The organism is Prevotella sp. P5-64, assembly GCF_002251285.1.
Lineage (GTDB): Bacteria > Bacteroidota > Bacteroidia > Bacteroidales > Bacteroidaceae > Prevotella.
Genome location: NZ_NPJK01000042.1, coordinates 1 through 25840 on the forward strand (window position 1 = coordinate 1; position 25840 = coordinate 25840).

19 protein-coding genes and 2 pseudogenes are annotated in these 25840 nt (G+C 53.6%); 13 read left to right on the forward strand and 8 right to left on the reverse strand.

Annotated elements, in window-relative coordinates; translation table 11 throughout:
• From CIK87_RS07900 to CIK87_RS07970, 13 genes and pseudogenes are all read left to right on the forward strand, one after another.
• Positions 1–1014 (forward strand): caspase family protein (locus CIK87_RS07900; RefSeq protein WP_173823493.1); only part of this gene is annotated, 1014 nt, incomplete at its 5' end.
• A gap of 6 nt (positions 1015–1020) precedes the next feature.
• On the forward strand, positions 1021–2472 hold the full coding sequence (locus tag CIK87_RS07905; RefSeq protein ID WP_094386745.1) for a C1 family peptidase: 1452 nt from the start codon (positions 1021–1023) through the stop codon (positions 2470–2472).
• A 20-nt stretch (positions 2473–2492) separates the two neighbouring features.
• Positions 2493–4514: a cytochrome c biogenesis protein CcdA gene (locus tag CIK87_RS07910; protein ID WP_094386746.1), complete on the forward strand. Its 2022-nt coding sequence runs from the start codon at positions 2493–2495 to the stop codon at positions 4512–4514.
• Between the two features lie 158 nt (positions 4515–4672).
• The gene (locus tag CIK87_RS07915) at positions 4673–6964 is read left to right on the forward strand and encodes an SEL1-like repeat protein (RefSeq protein WP_094386747.1); all 2292 of its coding nucleotides are present in this window, start codon (positions 4673–4675) and stop codon (positions 6962–6964) included.
• 125 nt (positions 6965–7089) lie between these two features.
• Positions 7090–7377, forward strand: a complete 288-nt coding sequence (locus tag CIK87_RS07920) for an ATP-binding protein (protein ID WP_254046061.1) — start codon at positions 7090–7092, stop codon at positions 7375–7377.
• Positions 7378–8666: 1289 nt separating this feature from the next.
• Positions 8667–8852 carry a hypothetical protein gene (locus CIK87_RS14015; RefSeq protein ID WP_144008151.1) on the forward strand — a complete coding sequence of 62 codons (186 nt, stop codon included), beginning with the start codon at positions 8667–8669 and terminating at the stop codon, positions 8850–8852.
• Positions 8853–9527: 675 nt separating this feature from the next.
• The gene (locus CIK87_RS07940) at positions 9528–10463 is read left to right on the forward strand and encodes a helix-turn-helix domain-containing protein (protein ID WP_044072647.1); all 936 of its coding nucleotides are present in this window, start codon (positions 9528–9530) and stop codon (positions 10461–10463) included.
• Positions 10464–10603: 140 nt separating this feature from the next.
• Entirely contained in the window at positions 10604–11722 is a 1119-nt protein-coding gene (locus CIK87_RS07945) for a site-specific integrase (protein ID WP_057259280.1), read from the forward strand.
• A gap of 242 nt (positions 11723–11964) precedes the next feature.
• Positions 11965–12795, forward strand: coding sequence for a transposase (locus CIK87_RS07950; protein ID WP_094386750.1), 831 nt, complete (start codon positions 11965–11967; stop codon positions 12793–12795).
• Positions 12796–13005: 210 nt separating this feature from the next.
• Positions 13006–13380 (forward strand): helix-turn-helix domain-containing protein, encoded by a 375-nt coding sequence (locus CIK87_RS07955; RefSeq protein WP_007758558.1) that lies wholly within the window; start codon positions 13006–13008, stop codon positions 13378–13380.
• Between the two features lie 5 nt (positions 13381–13385).
• Positions 13386–14540 (forward strand): AAA family ATPase, encoded by a 1155-nt coding sequence (locus CIK87_RS07960; RefSeq protein ID WP_057259283.1) that lies wholly within the window; start codon positions 13386–13388, stop codon positions 14538–14540.
• A 179-nt stretch (positions 14541–14719) separates the two neighbouring features.
• A pseudogene (locus tag CIK87_RS07965) lies at positions 14720–15832 on the forward strand (DUF6371 domain-containing protein).
• A gap of 281 nt (positions 15833–16113) precedes the next feature.
• Positions 16114–17517: a mobilization protein gene (locus CIK87_RS07970; protein WP_094386751.1), complete on the forward strand. Its 1404-nt coding sequence runs from the start codon at positions 16114–16116 to the stop codon at positions 17515–17517.
• Positions 17518–17609: 92 nt separating this feature from the next.
• Here CIK87_RS07970 and CIK87_RS07975 read toward each other — a convergent pair whose 3' ends face one another.
• The 8 genes and pseudogenes from CIK87_RS07975 to CIK87_RS08015 all read right to left on the reverse strand — a co-directional run bounded on the left by CIK87_RS07975 (position 17610) and on the right by CIK87_RS08015 (position 25839).
• On the reverse strand, positions 17610–18575 hold the full coding sequence (locus CIK87_RS07975; protein ID WP_094386752.1) for a CfxA family broad-spectrum class A beta-lactamase: 966 nt from the start codon (positions 18573–18575) through the stop codon (positions 17610–17612).
• Positions 18576–19484: 909 nt separating this feature from the next.
• Positions 19485–20133, reverse strand: a pseudogene (locus CIK87_RS07985) (DUF1349 domain-containing protein).
• A gap of 16 nt (positions 20134–20149) precedes the next feature.
• The gene (locus tag CIK87_RS07990) at positions 20150–20899 is read right to left on the reverse strand and encodes a response regulator transcription factor (protein WP_022309628.1); all 750 of its coding nucleotides are present in this window, start codon (positions 20897–20899) and stop codon (positions 20150–20152) included.
• Between the two features lie 171 nt (positions 20900–21070).
• Positions 21071–21433, reverse strand: coding sequence for a hypothetical protein (locus CIK87_RS07995; RefSeq protein ID WP_144008152.1), 363 nt, complete (start codon positions 21431–21433; stop codon positions 21071–21073).
• A gap of 301 nt (positions 21434–21734) precedes the next feature.
• Entirely contained in the window at positions 21735–22949 is a 1215-nt protein-coding gene (locus CIK87_RS08000; RefSeq protein ID WP_022309877.1) for an aminotransferase class V-fold PLP-dependent enzyme, read from the reverse strand.
• A 4-nt stretch (positions 22950–22953) separates the two neighbouring features.
• Positions 22954–24297, reverse strand: a complete 1344-nt coding sequence (gene sufD / locus CIK87_RS08005; RefSeq protein ID WP_094386754.1) for a Fe-S cluster assembly protein SufD — start codon at positions 24295–24297, stop codon at positions 22954–22956.
• Between the two features lie 32 nt (positions 24298–24329).
• A complete protein-coding gene (gene sufC, locus CIK87_RS08010) occupies positions 24330–25082 on the reverse strand; it encodes a Fe-S cluster assembly ATPase SufC (protein WP_022309875.1) in 753 nt (250 codons plus the stop codon).
• A gap of 22 nt (positions 25083–25104) precedes the next feature.
• The gene (locus tag CIK87_RS08015) at positions 25105–25839 is read right to left on the reverse strand and encodes an outer membrane beta-barrel protein (RefSeq protein WP_094386755.1); all 735 of its coding nucleotides are present in this window, start codon (positions 25837–25839) and stop codon (positions 25105–25107) included.
• Position 25840 lies beyond the last annotated feature (1 nt).

Here is a 25840-nt window from a genome sequence, read left to right on the forward strand (position 1 = left end):
CCCAAGCCCGCTCCCGTGGTGACCGTCAAGGCTGTGCCCACATTCACCTGGACCACCCTCCCCGCCACCACCACGCTGACCAGCGTGAAGATATCGGTGGGCATACGCTCAAAGAGCCAGATTACCGCCACACATGTCTATGTCAACGGTCAGATGTATCGTGGGATCAAGGCGGTGACCAACGATGGCTCGGATATGCGCATCGAGCAAACCGTGCCCCTCGTCGAGGGTAGCAACATCATCAAGGTGAGCGCCACCAATGCCGACGGCACCGCCACCTCCGAGCGCACCGTAGTGCGCCAGACCACCAAGCCGGTGACGGCGACCCAGGGCAAGCGCATCGCCCTCGTCATAGGCAACTCGGCATACCCTGCCCAGCGGCTCGCCAACCCGCAGAACGACGCCGCAGATATGGCTGCCAAGCTCAAGACGCTGGGCTTCGAGGTTATCCTGCTCCAGAACGGCACCAAACGGCAGATGGACGACGCCATCAACCAGCTGGGACAGCGCGCACAGGGCTACGACGCCGCCATGTTCTACTACGCCGGTCACGGCATACAGTACAAGGGCGCCAACTACCTTATCCCCATCAACGCCAATATGCACTCGGCGAGCGATGTGGAGTATGAGTGTACCGACTTGGGCCGCGTGCTCGACAAGCTCGACGAGTCGGGCTGCAAGATGAAGATTATCGCTCTCGACGCCTGCCGCAACAACCCCTTTGAGCGCAGCTGGTATCGCGGAAGCGCCGACAGGGGTCTCTCGGCTGTCAATGCGCCCGTGGGAACATTCATCTCCTACGCCACAAGCCCGGGTAGCGTGGCTGCCGACGGCCAGAACCGCAACAGTCCATACACTACAGCACTGCTGCAGACGCTCGACACGCCCGGACTGTCTATCGAGACGGTGTTCAAGCGTGTCGCCGCCAGCGTGTTCACCGCCACCAACCGTCAGCAGACGCCCTGGTACTCCAGCTCGCTGTTCCAGGGAGACTTTATCTTCAACAACAAGTAGACAGACATGAGAATTACATCACTCCTCATAACCCTGCTCTGTGCCACCGGCATGATGGCGCAGAGCGAATATGGCACCGGACTGGTCTTCGACGACGACGCCTACGCCCGCATACCGCGCCAAGCCACCCTGCTTACCCGCGACTACACCGTGCTGCCCAAGGCCTACTCTCTGAGGCGCTTCTGCCCCGTCGCCCGCAACCAGGGACAGTTTGGAACCTGCACCAGCTGGGCCACATCATACGCTGCACGCACAATAGCCGACGCCATACGCAACGGGTGGACATCGCAGATAGTGATAGACCGCGAGGCGTTCTCGCCCATATTCGTCTACAAGCAAATCAAGGGCAGCAACAAGCCCGGATGCAGCGACGGCACATCCATACAGGACGCCCTGGACCTGCTCACCGAGAAGGGCGCGCCCAAGTTCAGAGACTTCAACGTGCTCTGTGCCGACTACATCCCCGCAGCGCTCTTCGACAAGGCGCGGAACCACACTATAGACGACTACAACACCCTCTTCTACCCCTTCGACACCTACGATGAGAAGGTGAGGACGGTCAAGAAGGCGCTGTCGCAAGACATGCCGGTCATCATCGGCATGTCGGTGCCCAACTCGTTCTTCAAGTGCAAGGACGTGTGGGTCAAGACCGAGCCCAACAATGACGGCGGCGGCCACGCCATGTGTGTGGTGGCTTACGACGACTATAAGTACGGCGGCGCTTTCCTCATCCTCAACAGCTGGGGCACCGCATGGGGCAACAACGGTTATACCTGGGTGAAGTATCGTGACTTTGCCGACAACACCCGTTATGCCTTTGAGATGTATGTGGCCAAGAGGCCCAAGCCGCAGCCACAACCCAAACCGCAGCCTCAACCCCAGCCCAAGCCGCAGCCACAGCCCAAACCGCAGCCACGCCCCCAGCCGGTCGTGCCCACCTACAGACTGGCAGGCTCACTGCGCTTCCAGCTCTCCACGGGCGAGACTATGGCAGCCACGCTCAACGCTGGCATCTACCGCATGAAGTCGGCATACATCTCCGGTACCCGCTACCGTCTGTATGTCACCAACAGCGCCCCCGCCTATGTCTACATCATCGGCTCGGACATCACCAACAAGGTGACGCGTGTGTTCCCGCCGACCGACAATATCAGCCCTGCCCTGCTCTACAGCTCGAGCAACATAGCCATACCCGACGAGAAGTGGTATATCGAGATGGACGACACCCGAGGCACCGACCACGTGTGCGTCATCTACTCGGCCAAGCCCATAGACATCAAGGCGCTGATGGCACAGGCAGAGAGGTCGGCAGGCTCCTTCAGCCAGCGCGTGCGACAGGCTCTGGGCTCGCGCGCCGTAGCAGCCTCGGCCATCACCTACACCCCCGGGCAGATAGGGTTCAAGGCTGAGAGCACCGCTACCGCCGTTCCCGTATTCATAGATATCCAACACCAATAAGCAACAACCACTTACAAGAAATGAAGAGAATAATAGCAATGGGCGCCATGCTCCTGATGGTACTCACAGCCATGGCCCAAATGGAAGACCCCGTAAAGTTTACCGCCGAAATCAAGACCGGCAAGACCGCAGAGGCAGAGATAGTGTTCAGCGGGCGCATCGAGGCCGGCTGGCATATCTACTCGACCGACCTGGGCAGCAGCGGACCCACCGAGGCTTCGTTCCATGTCAACAAGGCCGACGGTATAGAACTCGTAGGCAAGCTCATGCCCCGCGGCAAGGAAAAGAGCCACTTCGACCAGATGTTTGGCATGAACGTGCGCTACTTTGAAGGCACCGCACAGTTTGTCCAGAAGATACGGTTTACCAAGCCGACCTACACCATCGACGCCTACCTGGAGTATGGCGTGTGCAGCGACGAGAACTGTCTGCCGCCGGGTGAGGTAGCGCTCAAGAAGAGTGGCAAGTCGCCCGCCGTGGCTGCTGCCACCGAGCCCGCAGCTGCCGAAGTGGCCGAGACTGCAGCCCCAGTCGTGGCCGACAGCACTGTGGCTCCTGCCGACAGCGCCGTGGCTCCCGTCACCGCCAGCACCGAGACCCTCTGGTGGCAACCCGTGACCGAGCAGCTCGAGGCGTTAGACAGCGAGGCCAACATAGCCAACCACTCGCTGTGGTACATCTTCATCGTAGGATTTATCGGTGGACTCCTCGCCCTCGTCATGCCCTGCATCTGGCCCATCATCCCGATGACCATCAGCTTCTTCCTCAAGCGTGCCAAGGACGACCGCCGCAAGGGCATCAAGGACGCCATGACCTACGGTCTGTCTATCGTCGTCATCTATCTGGGTCTGGGCCTGCTCATCACCGCCATCTTCGGCCCGAGCAAGCTCAACGAGCTCAGCACCAGCGCCGTGTTCAACGTCATCCTGTTCCTGCTGCTGCTCGTCTTCGCTTTCTCCTTCTTCGGCTGGTTTGAAATCAAGCTGCCCGACCGTTGGGCCAACGCCGTAGACAGCAAGGCCAGCAGCACCACAGGTCTTATCTCGATATTCCTCATGGCATTCACGCTCGTGCTGGTATCATTCTCCTGCACCGCGCCCATCATAGGTCTGCTGCTGGTGCAGACTGTCACCACCGGCGACTGGCTGGCGCCCACCATAGGCATGCTGGGCTTCGCCTTGGCATTGGCTCTGCCCTTCACACTCTTTGCCCTGTTCCCCTCGTGGCTCAAGTCGGCACCGAGGTCGGGCTCGTGGATGACCACCATCAAGGTCGTGTTGGGATTTGTCGAACTCGCCTTCTCGCTGAAGTTCCTCTCCGTTGCCGACCTGGCCTACGGCTGGCATCTGCTCGACCGCGAGGTGTTTCTCTCGCTGTGGATTGTCATCTTCGGAGCCATGGGCCTCTACCTCATCGGCAAGCTGAAGTTCCAGGAAGACGCTGTGGGCGGCGAGATAGACAAGCCCATGCCCGTGCCCTGCATCATGGCAGGACTCTGCGCCATAGCCTTCGCCATCTACATGGTACCCGGACTCTGGGGAGCGCCCTGCAAGGCCATCAGCGCCTTTGCACCACCCATCAACACCCAGGACTTCAACCTCAACACCAAGACCGTAGAAGCACATTACCACTCCTATGAAGAGGGAATGGCGGCTGCCAAGGCACAGGGCAAGCCGGTGCTCATTGACTTTACCGGCTTCGGCTGCGTAAACTGCCGCAAGATGGAAGCTGCCGTATGGACCGACCCCACCGTGGCAGATATGCTCAACAACCAGTACGTGCTCATCTCGCTCTATGTAGATGACAAGACGCCGTTGGCAGAACCCGTCGAGGTGAGCCTCAACGGACAGCAGCAAACCCTGCGCACCGTCGGCGACAAGTGGAGCTATCTGCAGGCAAGCAAGTTTGGCGCCAACGCCCAGCCCTACTACATCGCCATCGACAACGACGGCCGTCCGCTCAACCATGCCTATGGTTTCAAGGAGGATGTGGCTGCCTATATCGACTATCTGCAGCAGGGTCTGAAGACCTATCGCCGATAGGTCCAATCCCCCACCACGCATAGAGGCCCACGCCGACAGCCCCGCAATGAGGAGCATCGGCGTGGGCCTTTTATTGATATTTAACATACATCATCCCCACGGGTTGGGAATTTATATCTATCTTTGTCAAAATAACTATTTCCTACCTTATTATATATATGGGCACTTCCGACTTTACCAACCCCTACAACGAGACCAATGCCGACGCCGCCAAGCGACTCTACACCAGTGCTACGCAGAAGTACGACCTCAAGGACTGTGCCGAGGCCGTAAGGCTCTATGAACAGGCGTGGCAGAAAGACCCCTATGTGGGCACTTTCCACAATCTTGCACTCTGCTACTACCACGGTTGGGGCACGGCAAAGAACGCTATGCGGTGTCACGACCTGACGTTCCACGCTGCGCGGATGAACGATGCGCAGTCCATGTACAACCTGGCTTCGTTCTACAGCTCGGGCTTCGGGTGTGAAGCCAACCCGAAGAATGCCCGCTACTGGCTGGAGCAGGCTGCCAACAAGGGCTACATCCCTGCCCGCTACACCCTCGCCGTCAAGCAGCACGCCGAGGCGCAAGCCAATCCCCCGCTGCTCCATTTCTGCTACCGCAACCTCAAGGCAGCAGCCGACAACGGCCACGAGAAGGCGCAGCGGCTGATGGCCGAATGGTTCGGACCGATGACCGAAGAAGAGTGGCAAGGCATGACGACCATAGATATGTTCAACAGAGGCTGCAACTGGACCAACGGCACCAACGGCTACAACCAGAACTACGTACTGGCGCTGCGCTGCTACTATGCCGCCGCCAGCCGCGACTACGATGGCGCCTGGTGCAACATCGGTTGGATACTGGCAGAGCAAGACCGGATGAGCGAGGCCAATGAGGCGTATCTCAAGGCTGCCAACCTGGGCAACAAGATAGCTATGGTAAACCTCGCCAACAACCTCTTCTACGGCAGAGGATGGGCAAAGGACGAAGCCGGAGCCCGACAGTTTCTGCTCATGGCAAAGAGCCATGGCTACGAGGGCATCGACGAGATAATGGCTGGCTACTTCCCCGAAGACGAGGTGGCACGCCAGGCAGAGGGCATGACTCCCTACCAGATGGTAAGAAGGGGATGGACGCTCATGGAGGGCCGCGACGGTGAGGCGCGCAACCTCAGGGTGGCTGCGTTGTGGTTCGACCGCGCCGCTCGCAATGGCTACGACGACGCATGGGTCTACCGAGGCAGGGCACTTGCTCTGCAGGGGCTCCACGACCAGGCTTTCGCCGCCTATCGTGAAGGTGCCGACCAGGGCAATATCGACTGCATGGGCATCCTTGGACGATGCTATGCCACAGGCCTGGGATGCGAGCAGGACAAGGGGCGTGCCATGGACTGGTGGGATAAGGCGTACCACAGATTCCACCCCAGGGCGGGCAAGATGATGACCAAACTCTGTCCCGTAGCGGCTCGCAAGAGGATGGCGCAGTACATGATAGACAACATGAAGATGTGTATCGACCTGGACTTCCGCTTCGACGATGTCAATGTCAGGAAACTGGCCGACGAGCTGATAGACAACGAGGAGTATGACACTGCGCGCACGCTGCTCAGGCGCTGCGTCTCGACCATAGCCAACAACGTGGGCGGCAGCGACCTCTACGAAGACGTGCTCGTGCAGCTGGCGTGGGTTTACTTCATGGACGGCAAAGGCGACGACGACTACAACGCGCCCTATTACAACACCCGCGCAGCCCACGACATCGCGATACTCATCAGCAATGACTACAGGGGCAGCGACAGGGGCAAGGCTGAGTTCAGGCTTGCTAATATCTTCGACGAGTGCTTCGCCAACTACGAGGACTATGAGATCGGACAGCTGGAAGAGCACTTCAGCCAAGATTGGTACAACCGACGGGCATACCACTATTTTGCCATAGCGGCAGAGCATGGGTATTATTATGCCATGTTCCACCAGGCGGTGGCGCTCATCTATGGCTCGCCGGTGGCGGAGGATTACGACAAGGCCTACGAGCTGCTCTGCCGGTGTCAGGAGTATCAGCCCAGGGCGCTCGCCTTATTGGGTCTGATGCATTTTGACCCAAAATACGGCCGCCAAGACTATCAACAGGCACGCGAATACTATGAAGACATGGTCGAAGAACTCGATATAGAGGGAAACGGCGCCCTCACGGTCAGGACGTCCATGGCCTGTGTCAATCTGGCAGACATCTACATCGGGCTAAACTCGTACGCCTACGACCGCAAGGCGCAACAGCTGCTCGAGATAGTGCGCGACTACCACGGCTATCCACACTTTGACGCCGACGCTCTCTATGGCTACATGATAGTCCAGGGCCGATGCGACAACAGGAGATACTCCTACAACGACGGCGTCGAAATGATGCGCAGAGCCTATCGCCAGCACGACGACCGCGCAGCCAAACTGCTGCGTAAGTGTGGATTATAGGCGCGTTTTAGTTAACAATTGTTATAGCAAGATAACATTTAACTAACAAAGTTGTGCTTTTGAACCTTTTGTGCAAACTATTGCAATACTTTTGCGTGTAGAAACAACACCTAAAGCATTACAATATGAAAAGAGAAATGGTTATCTCCTCGGCACAGCCAGCAGTTGAGTTCAAGAGCATCAGCAGTAGAATAGCCGCAGCGGTACGCATGCCGCTGGTGGCACTGAGTCGCTATTATTCGATGGTTCTGGAGCGCGAAATCAACATCCGCCAGACCCTCATGCTTCTCAATGCGCAGACAGCCTTTGTCTTCGCCGTTTTTCCCGTCGACGGCCCGCTCGTCCTTCGTGCCCTCTGCGCCGCATGGCTATGGCATGCCGTCAAGAAATGTCGCAACATACTTACCAACTAATCTATGATATACCTCGTAGGGCTATCCCGCCAATCTCATCTTGTCACAATAGAAGCGGGATAACCCTATACGTAGCAATTATCTTTATCTCTCCCAATCCATAATGGCATCCCAGTCAGACAGGATGCCCATAATCTAATACAATGAACACCGAGGGGGCCTCGCCAGCAGTCCACACCAAGTAGGAGGAAAGCGGCGGGTGGCCCCTCGCTTTGTGTAGTGGGACAGGAGATAGAACGCCGAAGCCCCTCTCCAACTCTCCCCAAGGGGAGAGGGCAACCGCAGCTCTGGACTATGTAAACGCAACTCCGTTAGAGTTGTCGGGGGTGCGTACCAGCCAACATAGAAGCCCCATCCCAGCCTTCCCCAAGGGGAAGGAGCCACATCAAACGCCCTTAAACACAGCAAGTAGGGACTCCCGCCCCTTGGGGAGGGTTGGGGAGGGGCTTCCCATCTGCAGCGGCAGCTCTGTAGGAGTTGCGATTACACAGCCCAGGGTTGCGGGCATGGCCCGCTACCCTGGGTAGCTGCCCCACTAATATTGCTACTCTGTAAGAGTTGCGTTTAGCCGTAGGCGTTATACTCAATCTTCTTATTTCCGCCAACCCATTTCTGCCCATTAACCTGCTGCGGGTAACGCCTTCGGCTAATCGCAATACTTACAGCATTGCTTTCTCTTTTTTTGTCCTTACCCAGGGTAGAGGCGCTGCGCACCTCAACCCTGGGCTGGGAAATCGCAACTCCTACAGAGTTGCCAAGGACAAACGAGCTGGGAAATCCACCGATGCCGGCACGCACTCGACGGTAACATACAGCAAATCCATCGTGGATGGCACGCCCACAACGGCAACTCTAAAAGAACATAAAACAAGCATTTTTCCGTAAAATGTGGATTAAAATTCCGTAAAATATGGATTTTAATTCCGTGGTTTGTGAATTATATGAGAGGAAACAACAAACACGGCAAGGCTGGTGTCATGAGGATAAGAACGATAATACCCCATGGCATGCCATGAGGTATTATTATAAGGTTCTCCGTATGAAACTTTAACCCAAAGTACATCGTTGACGGTACGCACCCAATGGCAATATGTGGGAAATCCATCGTGGATGGTACGCACCCAACTGCAACTCTGTAAGAGTTGCGATTCCACAGCCCAGGATTGCGGGCATGGCCCGCTACCCTGGGTAAGACACCCGCTAACATAGCAACGCTGTAAGTGTTGCGTTTAGCCGTAGGCGTTACCCACAGCAGGATATAATATAGGATGATATAAACACAAAAAGCCATGACGGCTGTTGTCGGCTTCGCCTTTTTGGTGACGGTAGCGACGCCAGTCGGAAAACGAGTTTTCCTCCTTGTCATCACCACCATCCCCAACGCCATGCGCTGCATGGCGACAACAGCAGCCACGTTCAAAAAATCCGCCGTTGGCGGTAAAAAAACAGTTGCTTGTGTTATTCCATCTGATTGACACCTGCCGATAGGAAAAAAAGCTAATCACTTTTTGTACCGGCGCAAGCCGGACTTTTTTTTACCGCCAACGGCGGACTTTTTGTATTTGCGGCTTTTCAGCCTGCCATCAGGCAGGCGCGGCTGGGGGTGGCGGGGAATAGCCGAGAGCTCGCTCTCGAGATATTACACGACACACACGGACGCACAGGGCGAAGCCCTGAAAAGCCACAAATCTTTTTGTAGCTTCTTATGCGAGTATATCCAGAGAATATCGAAGCGCATGAGACACATAACGCCTACGGCTAAACGCAACACTTACAGCGTTGCATTTTGGCTATGTATTTAGAAGCGTAGAACAACCAAAAACAATCAGAAATATCCAAACATAAACATTTAATTATCAGTACATTCTAAAAATTAACACTTTTCGGCTGCTTTTTGATGCTTCCCAAATTTCCACATATTTTTGAGACGTATTTCTGACGTGGAGAATTTGCGGGGCTTGTTTTTTGTCACACCGTGCAGACAGTTGACAAGGGTTTACAACCGTTTACGACAAGCGACAATATCCGCCCCGACATTCAGTGACGGTCACATCGTGTAGAAAGGCGACAACCGTTGACTGCCGTTTACATCCGTTCACCACTTCAGGAATATAGGATTGAAGAAATGAACCAGTAAACGATAAAGCAGTATGAAAGCAACCCGAAAATGCAGTTTTTGCGGCAAGTCCTTTGTAACCTGCAGCGGAATGCAAAGGTATTGCAGCGAGGCTTGTCAGGCGGAAGCCCGGCGAGCCAGAATGACACAGAAGAACAACCTCTTCAAAGCCGTCCGGCCAATCATGGAGATACAGCATCAGGAGTATCTCACCTTTTCCAAAGCAGCCATACTCATGGGCTGTTCCCGACAGTACATCTATAAACTTGTAGCCATGGGCAAGCTGAAAGCCTCACGCATCAGCAACCGCATGGCATTCATCCGCAGAGCCGACATCGAGCGGATGCTGGAGAGCAATCCCTACCACCGCATCCTGCCCGGCAGCACTTCCACACCGAAAAAATCCGCTTCATCTTCCTTCCCGGCGAAAAAAGAAAAAAGGGAAAAGGTAACCGATGAAGTGCCGGACTTCTATTCCGGTGAAGAGGTGATGTCCCTTTATAAGGTCAAACAGTCATGGCTCTATACCACCGCCAAACGCAATCGCATTTCCATCTGCCGTATCGCTGGAAAGAACTATTACAGCAAGAAGCATGTTGACGAGTTCTTCGGTACGGCTGTTGATATGGACAGTATCACCGACTGGCTCCTGACCGAAGAAGCGGAAGAGCAGTTCGGCATGAAGCCTGCCGCACTCCGGGCATACGCCTACCGGCACAGGATACCGACCAAAAGAGAATACGGCCGCACCTATTACTCCAAGTCCCATCTGGACGAACTCCGCAGAACCGACCTTGTGAACGACGAGCGTTATTACACCGTGGAACAGGTCCGGCAGATTTACGGACTTTCCTCAGCCAACATCTGCCATATCGTCAAGGTTAGGCACATCGAAAAGATAAAGGTCGGCGTGAAGAACCTGCTTCTACGCTCCGACGTGGAGCGTGTCATGGCTGAAAGGAACAAATAACCGCAAGCAACCGCCATTACTCGAAAATTATTTTAAAATGATTGTCGTGGAGATATTCACGGCTGTTTCACGTTGTTCCTTTGCCACCGTGAACACGGAGACACCTCCGGAAATGTACAACCAGTTAAAACATCATCAATATGAGTAAATGCAAGACAGTAACCTTGCGCAAGCGCAAGATCAAGAACGGTACACAGTATTCGCTGTGTCTGGACTATTATCCCGGCTACCGTGACAACACCACCATGAAAGTGATAACACGTGAAGCTCTGGGTATTTACATTTTTGCCAAACCTGCCAACCAGCAGGAGCGTGACTTCAACGCACGCATGATGAAGAAGGCAGAGATACTCCGCAACAGGCGTTACGAAGCCATCTTCAACGAGAACAACGGCTTCTTTGACAAGGCCAGGATGAAAGGGGATTTCCTCGCCTACTTCAAGGAACTGGCAGACAGAAGGAATATCAAGTGGCAGCACGTCTACAAACACTTTGAACGGTTTGTAAATGGCAAATGCACCTTTGAAGAGGTGGACGTGGACTTGTGCCGCAAGTTCATGGAGTACCTGCTGAACGCTCCCCAGACCATACATACCAACCAAAAGCTGCATATCAATTCTGCGGCGGGCTACTGGTCGGCTTTCCGTGCCGTCCTGCACACGGCCTACCGTGACAGGAAGATAAAGGAGAATCCCAACGGCTTTCTGGACCGTATCGAGAGTATTCCCACCATGAGAGAGCATCTGAGCCAGGAGGAACTGATACGGCTTGCCGAAACGCCATGCGAGGAAGAGGTTCTGAAAAGAGCTTTCCTTTTCGCCTGCCTGACGGGATTGCGGAAGAGCGACATCAGGCAGCTTACCTGGCAGCAGATACAGCCGTATACCAACGGCAAGATGTTCGTGACCACCCGTATGCAGAAGACGAAGCAGATTGTACACAACCCCATCAGTGATGAAGCCTACGGACTGCTCGGGGAACGGCATGAAGGACTTATCTTTGAGGGCTTCAAGGACAAGATGCTGCAGGGGCCCCTGAAGCGTTGGCTGTCGGCGGCAGGCATAACCAAGAAGATAACCTTCCATTGTACCCGGCATTCATTCGGAAGCCTGCACGTGGAAATGGGCACGGACATGGCTGTCATACAAGCCTGTCTGGGACACAAGAACATTACCACCACACAAATCTATTCCAAGATGGCTGCACAACAGATGTGCGAGGTGGTGGACAAGATAACCCTGAAACACAAGGAAGCATAGGCCTTGTTTCAGGATATTCAGGGGGAGCGGTTATTGCGTGCAGGCTTTAACCGCTCCCTCAGTTTCTGATGGCACCATTCCTTAAAAAGTCATTATAGTATGATATTTTGGTATGATTCCGGACTTTTGGTGAAAAACATTGAAAAAGAAACCGCCAACCAAGGCTAATGAGCAATAATTGGAAGAATACCATTAAATTTGCAAAGACCTGACAGTTACAAGTAATAACCGAAAAAAACGATATGGAACCAACGATAAAGGACAAATACATCATTCTGGGATTCATCGGCGTTGCCATCTGCCTGATTTCCTTTTTTATCACGCTGATTGTCTCCGCAAGTTTCAATCAGGACAATTTTGTAAGGCTGATAGTCTTTGTATGCAGCAACATTCTCGGTTGGCTGCTCTATCTCTCTTTCCAGACGGTCATTTTCGACTCATACGAGATCTGGAAACTCAAGTCCAGCAAGAAAAAGGCATCTGCCGGAATCATAAGGGCTCAGGAAGAACAGCTACAGGATGCAAATGAACCTGCAGCTCCGACACCAATGCCGACAAACAGGGAAGCAACCCCGGATATAAAACCGGTAGAGATTGCCATTGCCCCGGAACTGCACGCAAAGAATCGTGCCAGCTATGAGGACAGACAGAAGCAGGAAGAGGCGGAACGGATCCGCATGGTCATGGAGTACATCCACTTCGTCATGCCCCGTATTGCCGACAAGGAGACCGTCAACCATATCTGTGCCGAGGTCAACAAGTGGATGTGCCTTCACAGCTACAAGCCCAAGCCGATAACAGGACGGCTGACCAGGGAGATTACCAACATTCCGCTCCGCCATTTCGTGTGGAACATCTCCGAGCGTTTCATGTACAAGAAATACTACAACGGGGACAACCGTGCCAATTTTATCAAGACCCTTTTTCCACGTGAGTTTGCCGACACGGATATAGCGACCATAAAGAACTTCAAGGTCGATCCGTCAAAGACGCTTATTCCCATTGACGAACCCGAAAACGGCAGTCTGGACTTCCATTATCCCGAAGATTATGCACGGAAAGTGAACAGTTGACCGTTTCCCGGGGATATAACAACAATAACGACAAGTATCAGGCAACACGTAACAGCCTGTATCTCATTGTTTCCCGAATAGCTTTGCCCGTCATTCACGGTTGGGCATCGTTATTTGGGAATTATTTTGCAATGACATCCCGTGAATATCTTCACGGCCATATCATTGCGGTCCTTTGCGCCAAGCCTTACAAAAGAGGCGAGTACGCAAATGGAAAAAACAGTGATTACATTCAACGACCTACCGGAGGTCGTAGCCCAGCTTCGGGACGAAGTGATGAGCTTGAGAAGCCTGCTTACCGAGCAGCGCAGTGTGAACAATGCAAAGGCGGTGGACACCCATGTCCCCATGTCCGTGGATGAAGCGGCGGAATATCTCGGTATTCCCAAGGGAACGCTCTACATGAAACTGTCGGACGGAAGCATTCCGGCCACCAAGCCCGGCAAACGCTATTGCCTTTACCGTGACGAACTGGACAGATGGCTGGAATCCTCCCGCAAGAATCCCGTACCCCTGTCCGATGAGGAACTCAGCGAGTCCATGTCCTCCTCCCATCGCCGCAAGCCCGGCCAACGTAACTGGTAAAAGCCATGGAAGAGGACAAGAACTATATCAGCATGATCCATGGCGACCTGACAAGGGCAGCCCAGATGCAGAACGGTATGCCGGAAAATATCGGCGTGATGAGCATAAAGACCGCCAACCGGACCATACTCGAAGCATCGCAGCTGCCCACGCCCCGTGCGTTGTGGGACAGTTTCTGGTACGAGGGGGAACTGTCCTGCCTCTTTGCGGATTCCAACGTGGGGAAATCCATCCTTGCCGTGCAGATAGCCGACCGTATCGCCCGGACTGACAACGTGCTTTATCTGGACTTTGAACTCTCTGAAAAGCAGTTCCAGCTCCGCTATACCGACGAGTACGGAAAGCCTTACACCTTTCCCGAAAGGCTGTACCGGGTATCGCTTGACAGCGACGCCCTTCTGGATGCCGACTTTGAAGGGACAATCATCGGCAGCATCGAACAGATGGCACAGCAGACCCGCTGCAGGATCTTCATCGTTGACAACCTTACTTACCTGTGCTGTGCCATGGAGAAAGGCGATGCGGCGGGACGGCTGATGATACAGCTCAACAATCTCAAAAAGAGATACGGGCTTTCCATCCTTGTCCTGGCACACACCCCAAAGCGTTCACTGGACTGTCCCATCACGTCCAACGACCTTGCCGGAAGCAAGCGGCTCTACAATTTCTTTGACAGCGTGTTTGTCATCGGGAAAAGCGCACTGGACGGGGGACTCCGCTATGTGAAGCAGCTTAAGGTCCGTTACGGGACATTCTCGTATGATGCCGACAATGTGATTGTCTATGAGATTGAGAAAACGGATGCCTTCCTGCAATTCGTGTTCAGGGGCTATTCAACCGAAAAGGAACACCTGAAGAAACCGGGTGACAACGAATCGGGACAAAGGGATTGCCTTATCCTGCAACTGTCCCAATCCGGGAAGTCAGTCCGGGAGATAGCCTCGCAGGTCAATTGCGGCAAGTCCACCGTCAGCCGGATAATCCAGCGCAGCAAGGAGGACAGGAACGCAGCTGTCCCTGCTGTCCCGCTGTCCCGTCCCAAGGAGAACGGGACAATGGGACAGGTGGGACAGCATGGGACAGATGGGACAAGCGGGACAGCAGGAGAAGCAAGGCAGGCGGAGCTGTTTGCAGGACATGAAAAGGAGGACAAACCATGAAAAAGCAGCCTGCACACGGCTGTATGCCAGCCGACCGTATCATTTGCAGAACATGGGAGCATACAAACCGGGCCCTGATTTTCCAGAGTGTCCCGGGGTGTCCCAAGTGTCCCACTGTCCCAGCCTTTAGGGGACGGGACAGCGGGACAACAGTAGAAAACCAAACATCAAAAAAAGTCATGAGCAACTATTCATTACAGAAATATAAAGGAACGTCAACACGGCATACCTGTCCGAATTGCGGGGACAGACGTTCCTTTGCCTACTATGTGGACGAAAGCGGTACGCCCCTTCACCCGTCAGTCGGCAGATGCAACCACGAAAGCGGTTGCGGGTATCATTATACGCCCAGACAGTATTTTCACGACCACCCCGAATGCCGGACCGCCGGTGATTTCTCTTCCGGCAGACAATGTATGGCGCAGAAGCCCAAGCAACCGCTGCAATAGACAGCCATCGGTTACATACCGCCGCACTATGTGGAGAAATCGCAGAGCGTGCATAGCAACTTCTGCCGTTTCCTTTCAGTACTGCTTGATTCCTATTACGGCAGCAAGGCAAAGGAAGTGCTGGAACGGTTGATGGAGGATTACCGTCTGGGAGCTACCCGTGACGGTGCGGTCATCTTCTGGCAGATTGACCGGGAGAACAAGGTGCGGACTGGCAAGGTGATGCAGTACAATCCCGGGGACGGACACCGTGTAAAGGACGGACATGCATCGGCAGTGAACTGGATACACAGCATACTGAAAAGGCAGCGGGTGCTGGCGGAGGAATGGCAGCTTTCCCAATGCCTTTTCGGGGAACACCTGCTGAGTGTCTATCCTGACAAGGTGGCGGTTCTGGTGGAATCCGAGAAGAGTGCCGTTATCGGTTCCGCCCTCTTCCCCGATTATGTATGGCTGGCGGCAGGAGGCAAAAGCCAGTTGCGGGAGGAAAAGCTCCGTGTACTGAGCGGACGGACCCTACTTCTCTTTCCAGATGCCGATGCCTATGCCGAATGGAAAGAGCGTGCCGACGGCATGACCTTCTGCCAGGTGATGGTGTCTGACCTCATAGAGAAGAACGCAACGCCGGAGCAGAAGGCGGCACATATCGACATAGCCGACTGGATAATTTACCAGATACGGGACAGCAGGATAAATTGTACAGCTGACCATCTGGTGGAAGCGGAAAGAATCCTGCTAAGAATGACAGGAAAGAACCCCGCCCTTCAAAAGCTGATAGATGATCTGGGGCTTGTGCTGGTCAGTGCATCCCTAATCGGCAGCGGTGACGGAAACCCTCCTTAACGGAGGAGAGCGGAAACCGGAGGTTGTAGTGTCGGACAATGGCTTGCCATTGATATAGCCCACTATAACTACACGCTTCGCTTACGTAGTTGTGGGCTCTCCCGAGAGGATTAGGGTTTTACCCTAATAACCCACTCAGGGCGTTTCTCCCCTGAGAACCCAGAGCAAAGAGTGACCCTCTCTTTGCAATCTCCGCTTATGGGTTGCACCCCTAAGAACCCCATGCGTTTACGGACAGCGGAAAAGCTAACAATAAAGTACAAACCAAAAAACAAGTATCTATGGCAACAAAATCAAGCATACATATCAAGCCCTGCAACATCGCATCGAGCGAGGCTCACAACAGGAGGACTGCCGAATACATGCGCCACATCGGAGAGTCCAGAATCTATGTCGTTCCTGAACTATCCACCGATAACGAACAGTGGATAAATCCCGACTTCGGCAGTCCGGATTTGCGGACGCATTATGACAATATCAGACAGATGGTAAAGGAAAAGACCGGACGTGCCATGCAGGAAAAGGAGCGTGAACGCAAAGGCAAGAACGGTAAAATAGTCAAGATTGCGGGATGCTCCCCCATACGTGAAGGAGTGCTGCTTGTCAGGTCGGACACCACACTGGCAGACGTGCGTAAATTCGGTGAGGAGTGTCAAAGACGCTGGGGAATCACACCGCTGCAAATCTTCCTGCGCAAGGATGAAGGGCATTGGCTGAACGGTCAGCCGGAAGCGGAAGACAGGGAAAGCTTCAAAGTCGGGGACAGATGGTTCAAGCCGAACTATCATGCCCATATCGTTTTCGACTGGATGAACCACGAAACAGGAAAGAGCCGAAAGCTCAATGACGATGACATGATGCAGATGCAGACCCTTGCATCCGACATCCTGCTGATGGAACGCGGGCAGTCAAAGGTTGTCACTGGTAAGGAGCATCTGGAACGGAACGACTTTATCATTGAGAAGCAGAAAGCTGAACTGCAACGCATGGATGCAGCCAAACGGCACAAAGAAGAACAGATAAATCTTGCCGAGCAGGAACTGAAACAGGTGAAATCAGAAATACGCACTGACAAGTTAAAGAAGACAGCCACCACGGCAGCGACAGCCATAACTAGTGGAGTTGCTTCTCTTTTCGGGAGTGGAAAACTGAAAGAACTGGAACGTGCCAACGAAAAACTGCAAGACGAGGTTTCAAAACGGAACACCAATATTGAAAAATTGCAGAGCCAAGTACAGCAGATGCAGAAACAGCATGATACGCAAATCCACAATCTCAGAGAAATGCACAGGCAGGAACTTGACATGAAAGAAAAAGAACTGTCACGGCTCGCCAGAATCATAGACAAGGCTTTTAGGTGGTTTCCGATGTTCAGGGAAATGCTGCGCATGGAAAAGTTTTGTGCCATGCTGGGATTCTCTAAAGAAATGACTGAAAGTCTTATAGTCAAAAAAGAAGCCCTGAAATGTAGCGGTAAAATCTATTCCGAGCAACACAGGCGGAACTTTGATATAAAGGATGATATTTTAAGGGTGGAAAATGACCCTGACGATGAAAGCAGGCTGAACCTGACAATAAACAGGAAGCCGATTGCCGACTGGTTCAGGGAGCAATGGCACAGGCTTAGATATGGAGCAAGAGTGCCGCAACAGGAAGAAAGAAAAAGTAGAGGATTCAAATTATAATAGAAGCAATTTGATTAGTAATCTAAAAGCACTCCGATAACGATTAGAGTGCTTTTAGATTACTAATCATTAATTATCAAAGCAAGTGCAGTTTAAGATTTTACTGAAGTTTGCATTAATAAAGAATATACTACAGCTGATATATGCGCAACATATTGTGACGCTTGTGATTCATTTCCCTTGAAATCCTTAACAAATACCGCTAAGGTATAACTGATATTATTAGGCAGACATATATAGGCAACATCATTGTGAGCTGCAAGAACACCATTTTCATTAACAGAACCTGAACCTGTCTTATGCGCTATAACAACCCCTTCTTTATCAAGAAGTGGAGCTGCTATCCTATCTACACCTGTTTTGCATTCTTTTAACGTATTCTTAATGAAACTTTGTTTCTCATCATCGATAAGACCTTCAGTAAACAAACGATTCATCAACATTGCAGCACCAAGAGGAGATGTATAGTTAGAGTAAGCCTTGTTATGGTCAGCCGACATTTCCTCTTCCGTATAAGCTATCTGAAAACTTGAACGAGGAATGAGTGTGGCTATAAAACTATCTGTTTGAGCGACATTAACCATATCCTTAAACATAAGGTTGCTTGCATTGTTGTCACTCTGAGTAAGAGTATAACGCAGCAAATCTCTCACTGTCAATGATATGACTGGCCCTGAATAATCTTTCAGCATAGGACTCCAAGTCTTTGGGTCAAGTTTATCCCTATTTATATTTACTAAGGTATCAAGTGAAATTCCTTTATTGTCAAAGTCATTACAAAGAGCTAATGCCTGATGAACCTTAAACACACTCATCATAGGATAAACACTCTTATTATTGACCTTAACCGTATCTCTGTTATTAACAATAACCGCCACACCAATTTCGCCAGGACAAGCTGAGACAATTTGAGAAATGCTATCAGTCAAAACATTTGTTAAAGGAGGATTTGCGCTATCTTTTGTCGCTGATTTATGGAACAATGAAAATACCAAGATGAAAATGCAAACTAAAGCTATACACAAAACTACGATTTGTTTTTTTCTGTTTTTTCCCATGTTTATATTATTTATATTTGTTTGACGAGAATATCTTTATTTGCCGACAAAGGTACATAACTTTACGGAAAAATATGTTTCTAAAATATATAAATAGACAGCTGTGGGGAAAAATTAGATAATTAAAAAGGCTAAATGACTGAAAATAATCACTTAGCCTTTTAATCCGTACCCAGACCCGTACTTCGTAATTGCTGCGCCCATCATTCAAGACTGTCAAATCGGGTCTTTCCTGTCAAGCCAATGATGCCTATGCGTATGCCAAACACATGGATTACGGATTTCTCGTTCCGTGAACAAACACTTTATCCGCAACTCTGCTATGTGGTGTATTGGCTTAACTCCATTTCTATGGGCAACACTTTTGTTGCAGATTTCAAGCAGCTTTTATCGAAATACCCATCAGTAAGAACCCGTTTATTAGGCTTTCCTCATAATTGGGAACAAGAGCCTTTGTGGAGATAAAATAATTGCCCTGTTTCTTAAAAAGCACTGGGGCAAACCAGCTCCGTCTTTAATTGTTTCCAATAAATGGATTGTTTCAAGCCCCTATAGAAAGAGAACAAAAATTCCTGTGTGAAAATTAATCTACGACAAGGAGCAAGCAAGGAGCAATATCAAACAAAAATCAATACCTTTGCAGTACATATGAGATAGACCAAAACAAAAGTGGAATATCGGAAACGAATAGCAAGGAAAAGAGAAGAAACGACCCAAGTTGATGTCCTTTTTGAGTTAATAATCAATAAAAGCGTTAAATCTTCACCTTTTAGAATGTGCAATTAAAAATAACAACCATATTTCTGACTTATTATCTATAAAATATTGAGTAATAATCGGTTGTAAATACTGGCTATGTATACATAGGGTAGAGACGCTGCGCATCTTAACACTGGGGGAGGTACAATATCAATTGTCGGCGTGGGCCTTGAGCCACTCGAGGCGACGCTGGTCGGGCAGGTGCTTTACCTGGAAGCCTTCAAACTTGGCCTTGAATCCTTCGCCGTCGGGGCAGGCGGTGGCAAGACCCACCTGTACCGGCGTGTTGTCCTGCATCCAGCAGTTGCGCATCATGGTGTAGGTCTTGTCGTCAAAGGAATAGAATATCTCAATGGCGTCGAGACGGCGCACGGCCTTGATCCACACGTGGTCGACGGAGCGGTCGAGGGCGATGACGCTCCAGTCGCTGGTGTGATGGGTGACGACAGTGCTGAGATTGTACTTGCCGTCGACATACTCGATACCGGCCTTGAGCCAGTTTTCCTTGTCGATGCGAATCATCAGACCAGCCTGGTCAAAGCGTACCTTGTAGTCGCCGGATATCTTGACCTTGGCCTCAAACTCACCCCCATAGGTGGCATAATGGTGCGTCATCGACGGTGAATCCATAATGCGAAATGCGCCAATAGTCGCAATGACCGGGTACATCCATGACCAGGGTGTTGCCCTTGATGTCATAACTTGCTGGTTCGTTGAACCATGTCATCTTGTTCAGACTCTGTGCGCCAGCTGTCATAGCCATAACAGCAAACGCGGTGATTGCCAATAGTTTTTTCATATCATTTGTTGTTGTATCAATCCAGTAATCCCAGTTGTTTGGCCTTGTGGCAAGCCTCGACCATATTAGATGCCTGCAGCTTGTTGATGATGTTCTGGCGGTGACGGTCTACCGTGTTCTTGCTGATATCCAGACAGGCGCTGATGGCCTTGCTCGAGCGTCCCTCATTGACCAGATGCATGATGGTAATCTCTCTCTCGCTGAGCAGTTGCTTCTCGTCGATGTCTATCTGCCGTTCCTCGCCGCTGAGAGAGTTGCGCATCAGGGCAAGATGGCTGGTCTTGGGGGCAAGGTTGAAGAGACAGATGGCATAGCACACGCCACGCTGACCATGGCCCTTGAAGTAGAATATGCGGTGGCGGGTGGGGAGATATCTGCCGTGACTGTCGCACATGCGCATGGTGTTTTCGAGATACCAGTCGAAGGCCCGGTCCGAGTGAGAGGTGCTCACAAACTGATAGTAGACCAGTTCCTGCAGATGGCGGCGGCACTGGTCGTCGGGGTGAATGCGGCTCAGTATCTTCTCTTCCCAGATGGTGTCTATCTTCTCATAGCTGCCCGCCGGCTCGAAGCCCAGGATATCGCTGGTCTTGCCATAGTATATATGGCTCTTGTCGGTGCGGAGATTGCTCAATACGGCAATCGAGTTTTCGCACATCGCATACGATTTGGCGATGAAGCGGAACTGCAGTTCCTCATCTTCATCCAGACAGCCGTCCATCTGTTGGCGCAGCCGTTCGTCGAGCTTGTCATTGATAGCTATCATTGTCTCTGGCTTTTGCCTACAAAATTAGAATATAACAAGGATAACAACAAATGACAATCAGAAAAAGTGACTGCCAATGGTCATTTATCAGTAGCAGAGGGCTGCTGCCGACCACGGAAGGCAGCCAAGGCGAAAACCGACATGGGGCTTCTGTCACACCGACAGCCACCATTACATCTCTACTGCCACCTTAAAAGACAGTTTGTGCTTTGCATTACTTGTGGCCAACTCTGCATTGTCTATGGGCAACTCTGCTACATGTATATCCAACTCTGCAATATTGATGACTGCCATGGTAATGATTATGACGCGTTCGGGAAACGGCATGACCGTATTGGGGGTTGGCGTGACCGTCTTGGGGGTTGGCGTGACCGTCTTGGGGGTTGGCGTGACCACTTTGGCTGCTGTGGCGATGGTCATGGCGGGCTCGTAACGGTTGAAACGGGAGCGCGCGTCGGTCGGCACGAGAGCACGTTTCGTACGATACGTGGGCACGTGACTTACGATACGCGGCGGCAATGGTGGTCTGCGCATGGGCAACGGCGGTCTGCGCGGCGGCGGAGAGGAGTCGTGAGAGAACGGAGAAAACTCGCGCAGCGGCGGAGGGGACTAATGGGAGAACAGAGGGGACTCGCGGCTGCTGAGAGGACTAACTGGGGCGGCGGCGGAGGGGACTAATGGGAGAACAGAGGGGACTCGCGGCTGCTGAGAGGACTAATGGGGACGGTGGCTGGGACTCGCGGGGCGGCTGAGGGCAAGAAACGGCAGAGCCACGGACCCAGCAGGACGCGTAGGGTGCTGCTGGGCCCGTGGCTCTGCCATGAGGGGGCGGGGATTAGAACATGCGCGCGACGCGCTCGATGCTCTCTGCCAGACGGTCTATCTCTTCACAGGTGTTGTAGAGGCCGAAGGAGGCGCGCACGGTGCCGAGGATGCCCAGGTGGTCGATGAGAGGCTGGGCGCAGTGGTGGCCGGTGCGCACGGCGATGCCCAGGCGGTCGAGCAGGGTGCCCATGTCCATGGGGTGGATGTCGCCGACGAGGAAACTGATGACGGCGTCCTTGCGGTCGGAGGTTCCGAAGATGCGCATGCCGGGTATGGCACCGAGACGGTCCATGGCATAGCTGGTGAGTCGGTGCTCGTGGGCGCTGATGTTGTCCATGCCCAGCCGCTCGATGTAGTCGATGGCTGTGGCCAGACCGTGGGTGGCGATATAGTCGGGGGTGCCTGCCTCAAACTTGAGGGGCGGGCGCTCGAAGGTGGTATGCTCGAAGCTGACGTGCTCTATCATCTCGCCACCGCCCTGATAGGGAGGCAGGCGGTCGAGCCACTCTTCCTTGCCATAGAGCACGCCGACGCCGGTGGGGCCGTACATCTTGTGGCCGCTGAAGGCGAAGAAGTCGCAGTCTATCTGCTGCACATCGACGGGGATGTGGGGTGCGCTCTGGGCGCCGTCGACCATCACGGGCACGTTGTGGGCGTGGGCGATGCTTACCATCTGCTCTACGGGATTGACGGTGCCCAGCACATTGCTGACATGGCAGATGCTGACGATGCGTGTGCGCGGGGTGAAGAGGCGCTCATACCCATCGAGGAGCAGCTCGCCGCGCTCGTTGATGGGTATCACCTTGACCACGATGCCGCGCTTGCGTGCCTGGAGCTGCCAGGGCACGATGTTGGAGTGGTGCTCCATGACAGAGACGATGACCTCGTCGCCCTCGGTCATGCAGGCCTCGGCGAAGGATGAAGCCACGAGATTGAGGCCCTCAGTGGTGCCTCGGGTGAAGACTATCTCTGAGGTGGAGCGGGCGTTGATGAAGCGTCGCACGGTCTCGCGGGCTGCCTCGTGGAGCTCGGTGGCCTGCTGGGAGAGCCAGTGTACGCCTCGATGTACGTTGGAATTGACATTGAGATACTCGTCGCGCATGGCGTCGAGCACGCACAGCGGCTTCTGGGTGGTGGCGCCGTTGTCGAGATAAATCAGGGGTTTGTCGTAGATGGTGCGCGAGAGGATGGGGAAATCGGCGCGCACCTGATGGATATCATACATAGGCTTAATGACAAAGTTTACATCCCTCACACTTGTTGAGTTCGCCGCGGAAACGCTTCTCTACGAGGTAGTGCAGCCGGTCCTTGAGGGGTTCGAGGCGGATGGTGTCGATAACCTCATTGATAAAGGCAAACTCGAGCAACAGCCGTGCCTCGTCGAGGCTGATGCCGCGCTGGCGCATATAGAAGAGGGCGGCATCGTTGAGCTGGCCGACGGTGCTGCCATGGGCGCACTTGACATCGTCGGCATAGATTTCGAGCATGGGCTGGGTGTACATGCGGGCGGTACGCGAGGCGCAGAGGTTCTGGTTGGTTTCCTGCGAGGAGGTCTTCTGGGCTCCGTGGCGCACGAGCACGCGTCCGGCGAAGGCTCCCACGGCGTTGTCGTCGAGCACATACTTGTAGAGCTCGTTGCTGGTGCAGTGGGGCACCTGGTGGTCTATGAGCGTATTGTTGTCCACGCGCTGTGTCTTGTCGGCGATGACGCATCCGTTGCAGCAGCACTCGGCTCCCTCGCCTCTGAAGGTGAGGTCGAGGCGGTTGACGGTGGTGCCGTTGTGCAGGGTGATGACATTGTGGTTGACGCGGCTGTTGGCCTGCTGCTCGATGAAGACGTTGCTGGTGCGGGTATTGCGTATGTGGGTCTCTTCCATGCAGTAGAGGTCGAGGCTGGCGTTGTCGCCCACGTATGCCTCGATGACCTGGGTGGCGAGGAAGCGGCGGTCGTCGGCTGCGTGGTCGCAGAAGAGGAACCGTGCCTCGGCGCCCTGCTCTACGACGATGAGCACGCGGCGGTTGACCATGAGGTCGACATCGGAGCGCAGGATGTTGATAATCTGCACGGTGCGGTCCATGCGCACATGGCGTGGCACGTAGATGAAGAGTCCGTCCTGGGCAAGCATGGTGTTGAGCGCCACGAGAGCGTCGGCTCCGGTCTGGGCGAGGCGTCCGTAGTAGGGCTCTACGAGCTGGGGCTGCGTGGCTGCCACCCGGCAGAGGCTGTCGACGATGACTCCCTCGGGCAGATGGGCCTGGGGCAGCTGGCGGGTGTAGAAGCTGTCGTTGACCACGAAGTAGAGCGAGGTGCTGAGATTGGGCACATCGCAGCGGAAGGCGTCGTAGGGGTTGACGGGGATGTCGAGGCGGTTGAGGTTGAGCCCGTAGTCGGGCTCGAAGAGCTTGGCCACGTCGGTATACTTATATCGCTCTACCTTGCGCGTGGGGAAGCCCATACGCCTGAAGTCGGCGAAGGCCTGCTCGCGCAATGCGTTCATCACCGGTGCCGAGTGGGCGTTGATGATACCCGAGCTCTGGGTATAGAGATCGATATACTGTTGTTCGCTATTCATATCTATATATATAATAAGGTGATGGGAGAGGCTTACTCGCCGGCCTCAGCCTTGATCCAGTCGTAGCCGCGCTGCTCTATCTCCTTGGCGAGTTCGGGTCCGGCGGTCTTGACGATGCGTCCGCGGTAGAGCACATGGACCACGCTGGGCTTGATCATATCGAGCAGACGCTCGTAGTGGGTGATGACGATGGCGGAGGTCTCGGGGGTGTGCATCTTGTTGACACCGTCGGCCACGATGCGCATGGCGTCGACATCCAGACCGGAGTCGGTCTCGTCGAGGATGCTCAGCCGTGGCTCGAGCATGGCCATCTGGAAGATCTCGTTGCGCTTCTTCTCGCCGCCGGAGAAGCCCTCGTTGACGCTGCGGTGGGAGAGCTTGCTGTCGAGCTCTACTATCTGTCGCTTCTCGCGCATGAGCTTGATAAACTCGCTGGCGTTGAGTGGCTCCAGACCCTGGTACTCGCGCTTGGCATTGACGGCGGCCTTCATGAAGTTGGTCATCGACACGCCGGGTATCTCGACGGGATACTGGAAGGAGAGGAAGAGTCCCTCGCGGGCGCGGTCTTCGGGCTTCATGTCCAAGAGGTTCTTGCCGTTGAAGATGGCTTCGCCCTCGGTAACGGTGTAGAGCGGGTTGCCGGTAAGGACGGCGCTGAGCGTGGACTTGCCCGAACCGTTGGGGCCCATGATGGCATGGATCTCACCGTCGCCGATGGTGAGATTGATGCCTCTTAATATCTCTTTGCCTGCTATGGTAGCATGCAGATTTCTTACCTCTAACATATATGTAATGGTTTATGGTGAATTAATACAAATCTAACAGCCCCTGCAACAGTCCGCGCACATCGTCGCTGTCGAAACGGAAGGGGAAGTCGAGCTTGAGTCCCACGGTCAACACGTGACGATGGGGCTGTCCATGACAGTAGGCTGAAACGGTGTGGGAACGGCTGTCGGAGTAATCGACATGATAATGGGAGCCAAGTCCCAGGCGGTAGCTGTACTCTGCCTGGAGAGCTATGTGGGAAAAAAGATAGATGTCGGCGCCTACGACGGGGCCCATGCTGAATCGGGGCATGCGCACCACGCCTCGGGCGCGGTAGGAATAGTTGAGAGAGCCGATCCGGGTCTCCATATCCATGCCGCCGCGCTCTGCCGACGGTGCCCAGAGCACATCGAAGCCGGCATAGGGCTGCACGTGCCACAGGGGCGAAGCCGGGCGCCAGCGGGCACCAAGGGAGAGCTGGCTGAGGTCGTAGGAGGCGTCGCCCTTGAGCATCGTAATCTCTTCGTGCTCATATCCGGCCTTGACGCTGAGGGGAAAATAGATGGGCAGAAGGTACTCGACATGAAGCCGGGTGACCAGACCCGACTGGGAAGTGGAGCCCGAACGATAGATGGGCACATCGCCGCCCGAGGCGGAGCCACTGACAAGGGCGTTGCCACCAATGTGGGCGTCGACAGACCAACGGGGGCTGTCGTCGTCCTGGGCCTGCACCGAGGCAGCCATGACCAGCATCAATAGGGTAACAATCTGTCGCATA

Bases quoted from the DNA above. Each gene is read 5' to 3' on its own strand.
- CIK87_RS07915 (WP_094386747.1), top strand. From the start codon at position 4,673: ATGGGCACTTCCGACTTTACCAACCCCTACAACGAGACCAATGCCGAC.
- CIK87_RS07960 (WP_057259283.1), top strand. From the start codon at position 13,386: ATGGAAGAGGACAAGAACTATATCAGCATGATCCATGGCGACCTGACA.
- CIK87_RS07970 (WP_094386751.1), top strand. From the start codon at position 16,114: ATGGCAACAAAATCAAGCATACATATCAAGCCCTGCAACATCGCATCG.
- CIK87_RS14015 (WP_144008151.1), top strand. From the start codon at position 8,667: ATGACGGCTGTTGTCGGCTTCGCCTTTTTGGTGACGGTAGCGACGCCA.
- sufD (WP_094386754.1), bottom strand. From the start codon at position 24,297: ATGAATAGCGAACAACAGTATATCGATCTCTATACCCAGAGCTCGGGT.
- CIK87_RS07910 (WP_094386746.1), top strand. From the start codon at position 2,493: ATGAAGAGAATAATAGCAATGGGCGCCATGCTCCTGATGGTACTCACA.
- CIK87_RS07945 (WP_057259280.1), top strand. From the start codon at position 10,604: ATGAGTAAATGCAAGACAGTAACCTTGCGCAAGCGCAAGATCAAGAAC.
- CIK87_RS07975 (WP_094386752.1), bottom strand. From the start codon at position 18,575: ATGGGAAAAAACAGAAAAAAACAAATCGTAGTTTTGTGTATAGCTTTA.
- CIK87_RS07950 (WP_094386750.1), top strand. From the start codon at position 11,965: ATGGAACCAACGATAAAGGACAAATACATCATTCTGGGATTCATCGGC.
- CIK87_RS08000 (WP_022309877.1), bottom strand. From the start codon at position 22,949: ATGTATGATATCCATCAGGTGCGCGCCGATTTCCCCATCCTCTCGCGC.
- CIK87_RS07905 (WP_094386745.1), top strand. From the start codon at position 1,021: ATGAGAATTACATCACTCCTCATAACCCTGCTCTGTGCCACCGGCATG.
- CIK87_RS07920 (WP_254046061.1), top strand. From the start codon at position 7,090: ATGAAAAGAGAAATGGTTATCTCCTCGGCACAGCCAGCAGTTGAGTTC.
- CIK87_RS07940 (WP_044072647.1), top strand. From the start codon at position 9,528: ATGAAAGCAACCCGAAAATGCAGTTTTTGCGGCAAGTCCTTTGTAACC.
- CIK87_RS07990 (WP_022309628.1), bottom strand. From the start codon at position 20,899: ATGATAGCTATCAATGACAAGCTCGACGAACGGCTGCGCCAACAGATG.
- sufC (WP_022309875.1), bottom strand. From the start codon at position 25,082: ATGTTAGAGGTAAGAAATCTGCATGCTACCATAGCAGGCAAAGAGATA.
- CIK87_RS07995 (WP_144008152.1), bottom strand. From the start codon at position 21,433: ATGCGCAGACCACCATTGCCGCCGCGTATCGTAAGTCACGTGCCCACG.
- CIK87_RS08015 (WP_094386755.1), bottom strand. From the start codon at position 25,839: ATGCGACAGATTGTTACCCTATTGATGCTGGTCATGGCTGCCTCGGTG.
- CIK87_RS07955 (WP_007758558.1), top strand. From the start codon at position 13,006: ATGGAAAAAACAGTGATTACATTCAACGACCTACCGGAGGTCGTAGCC.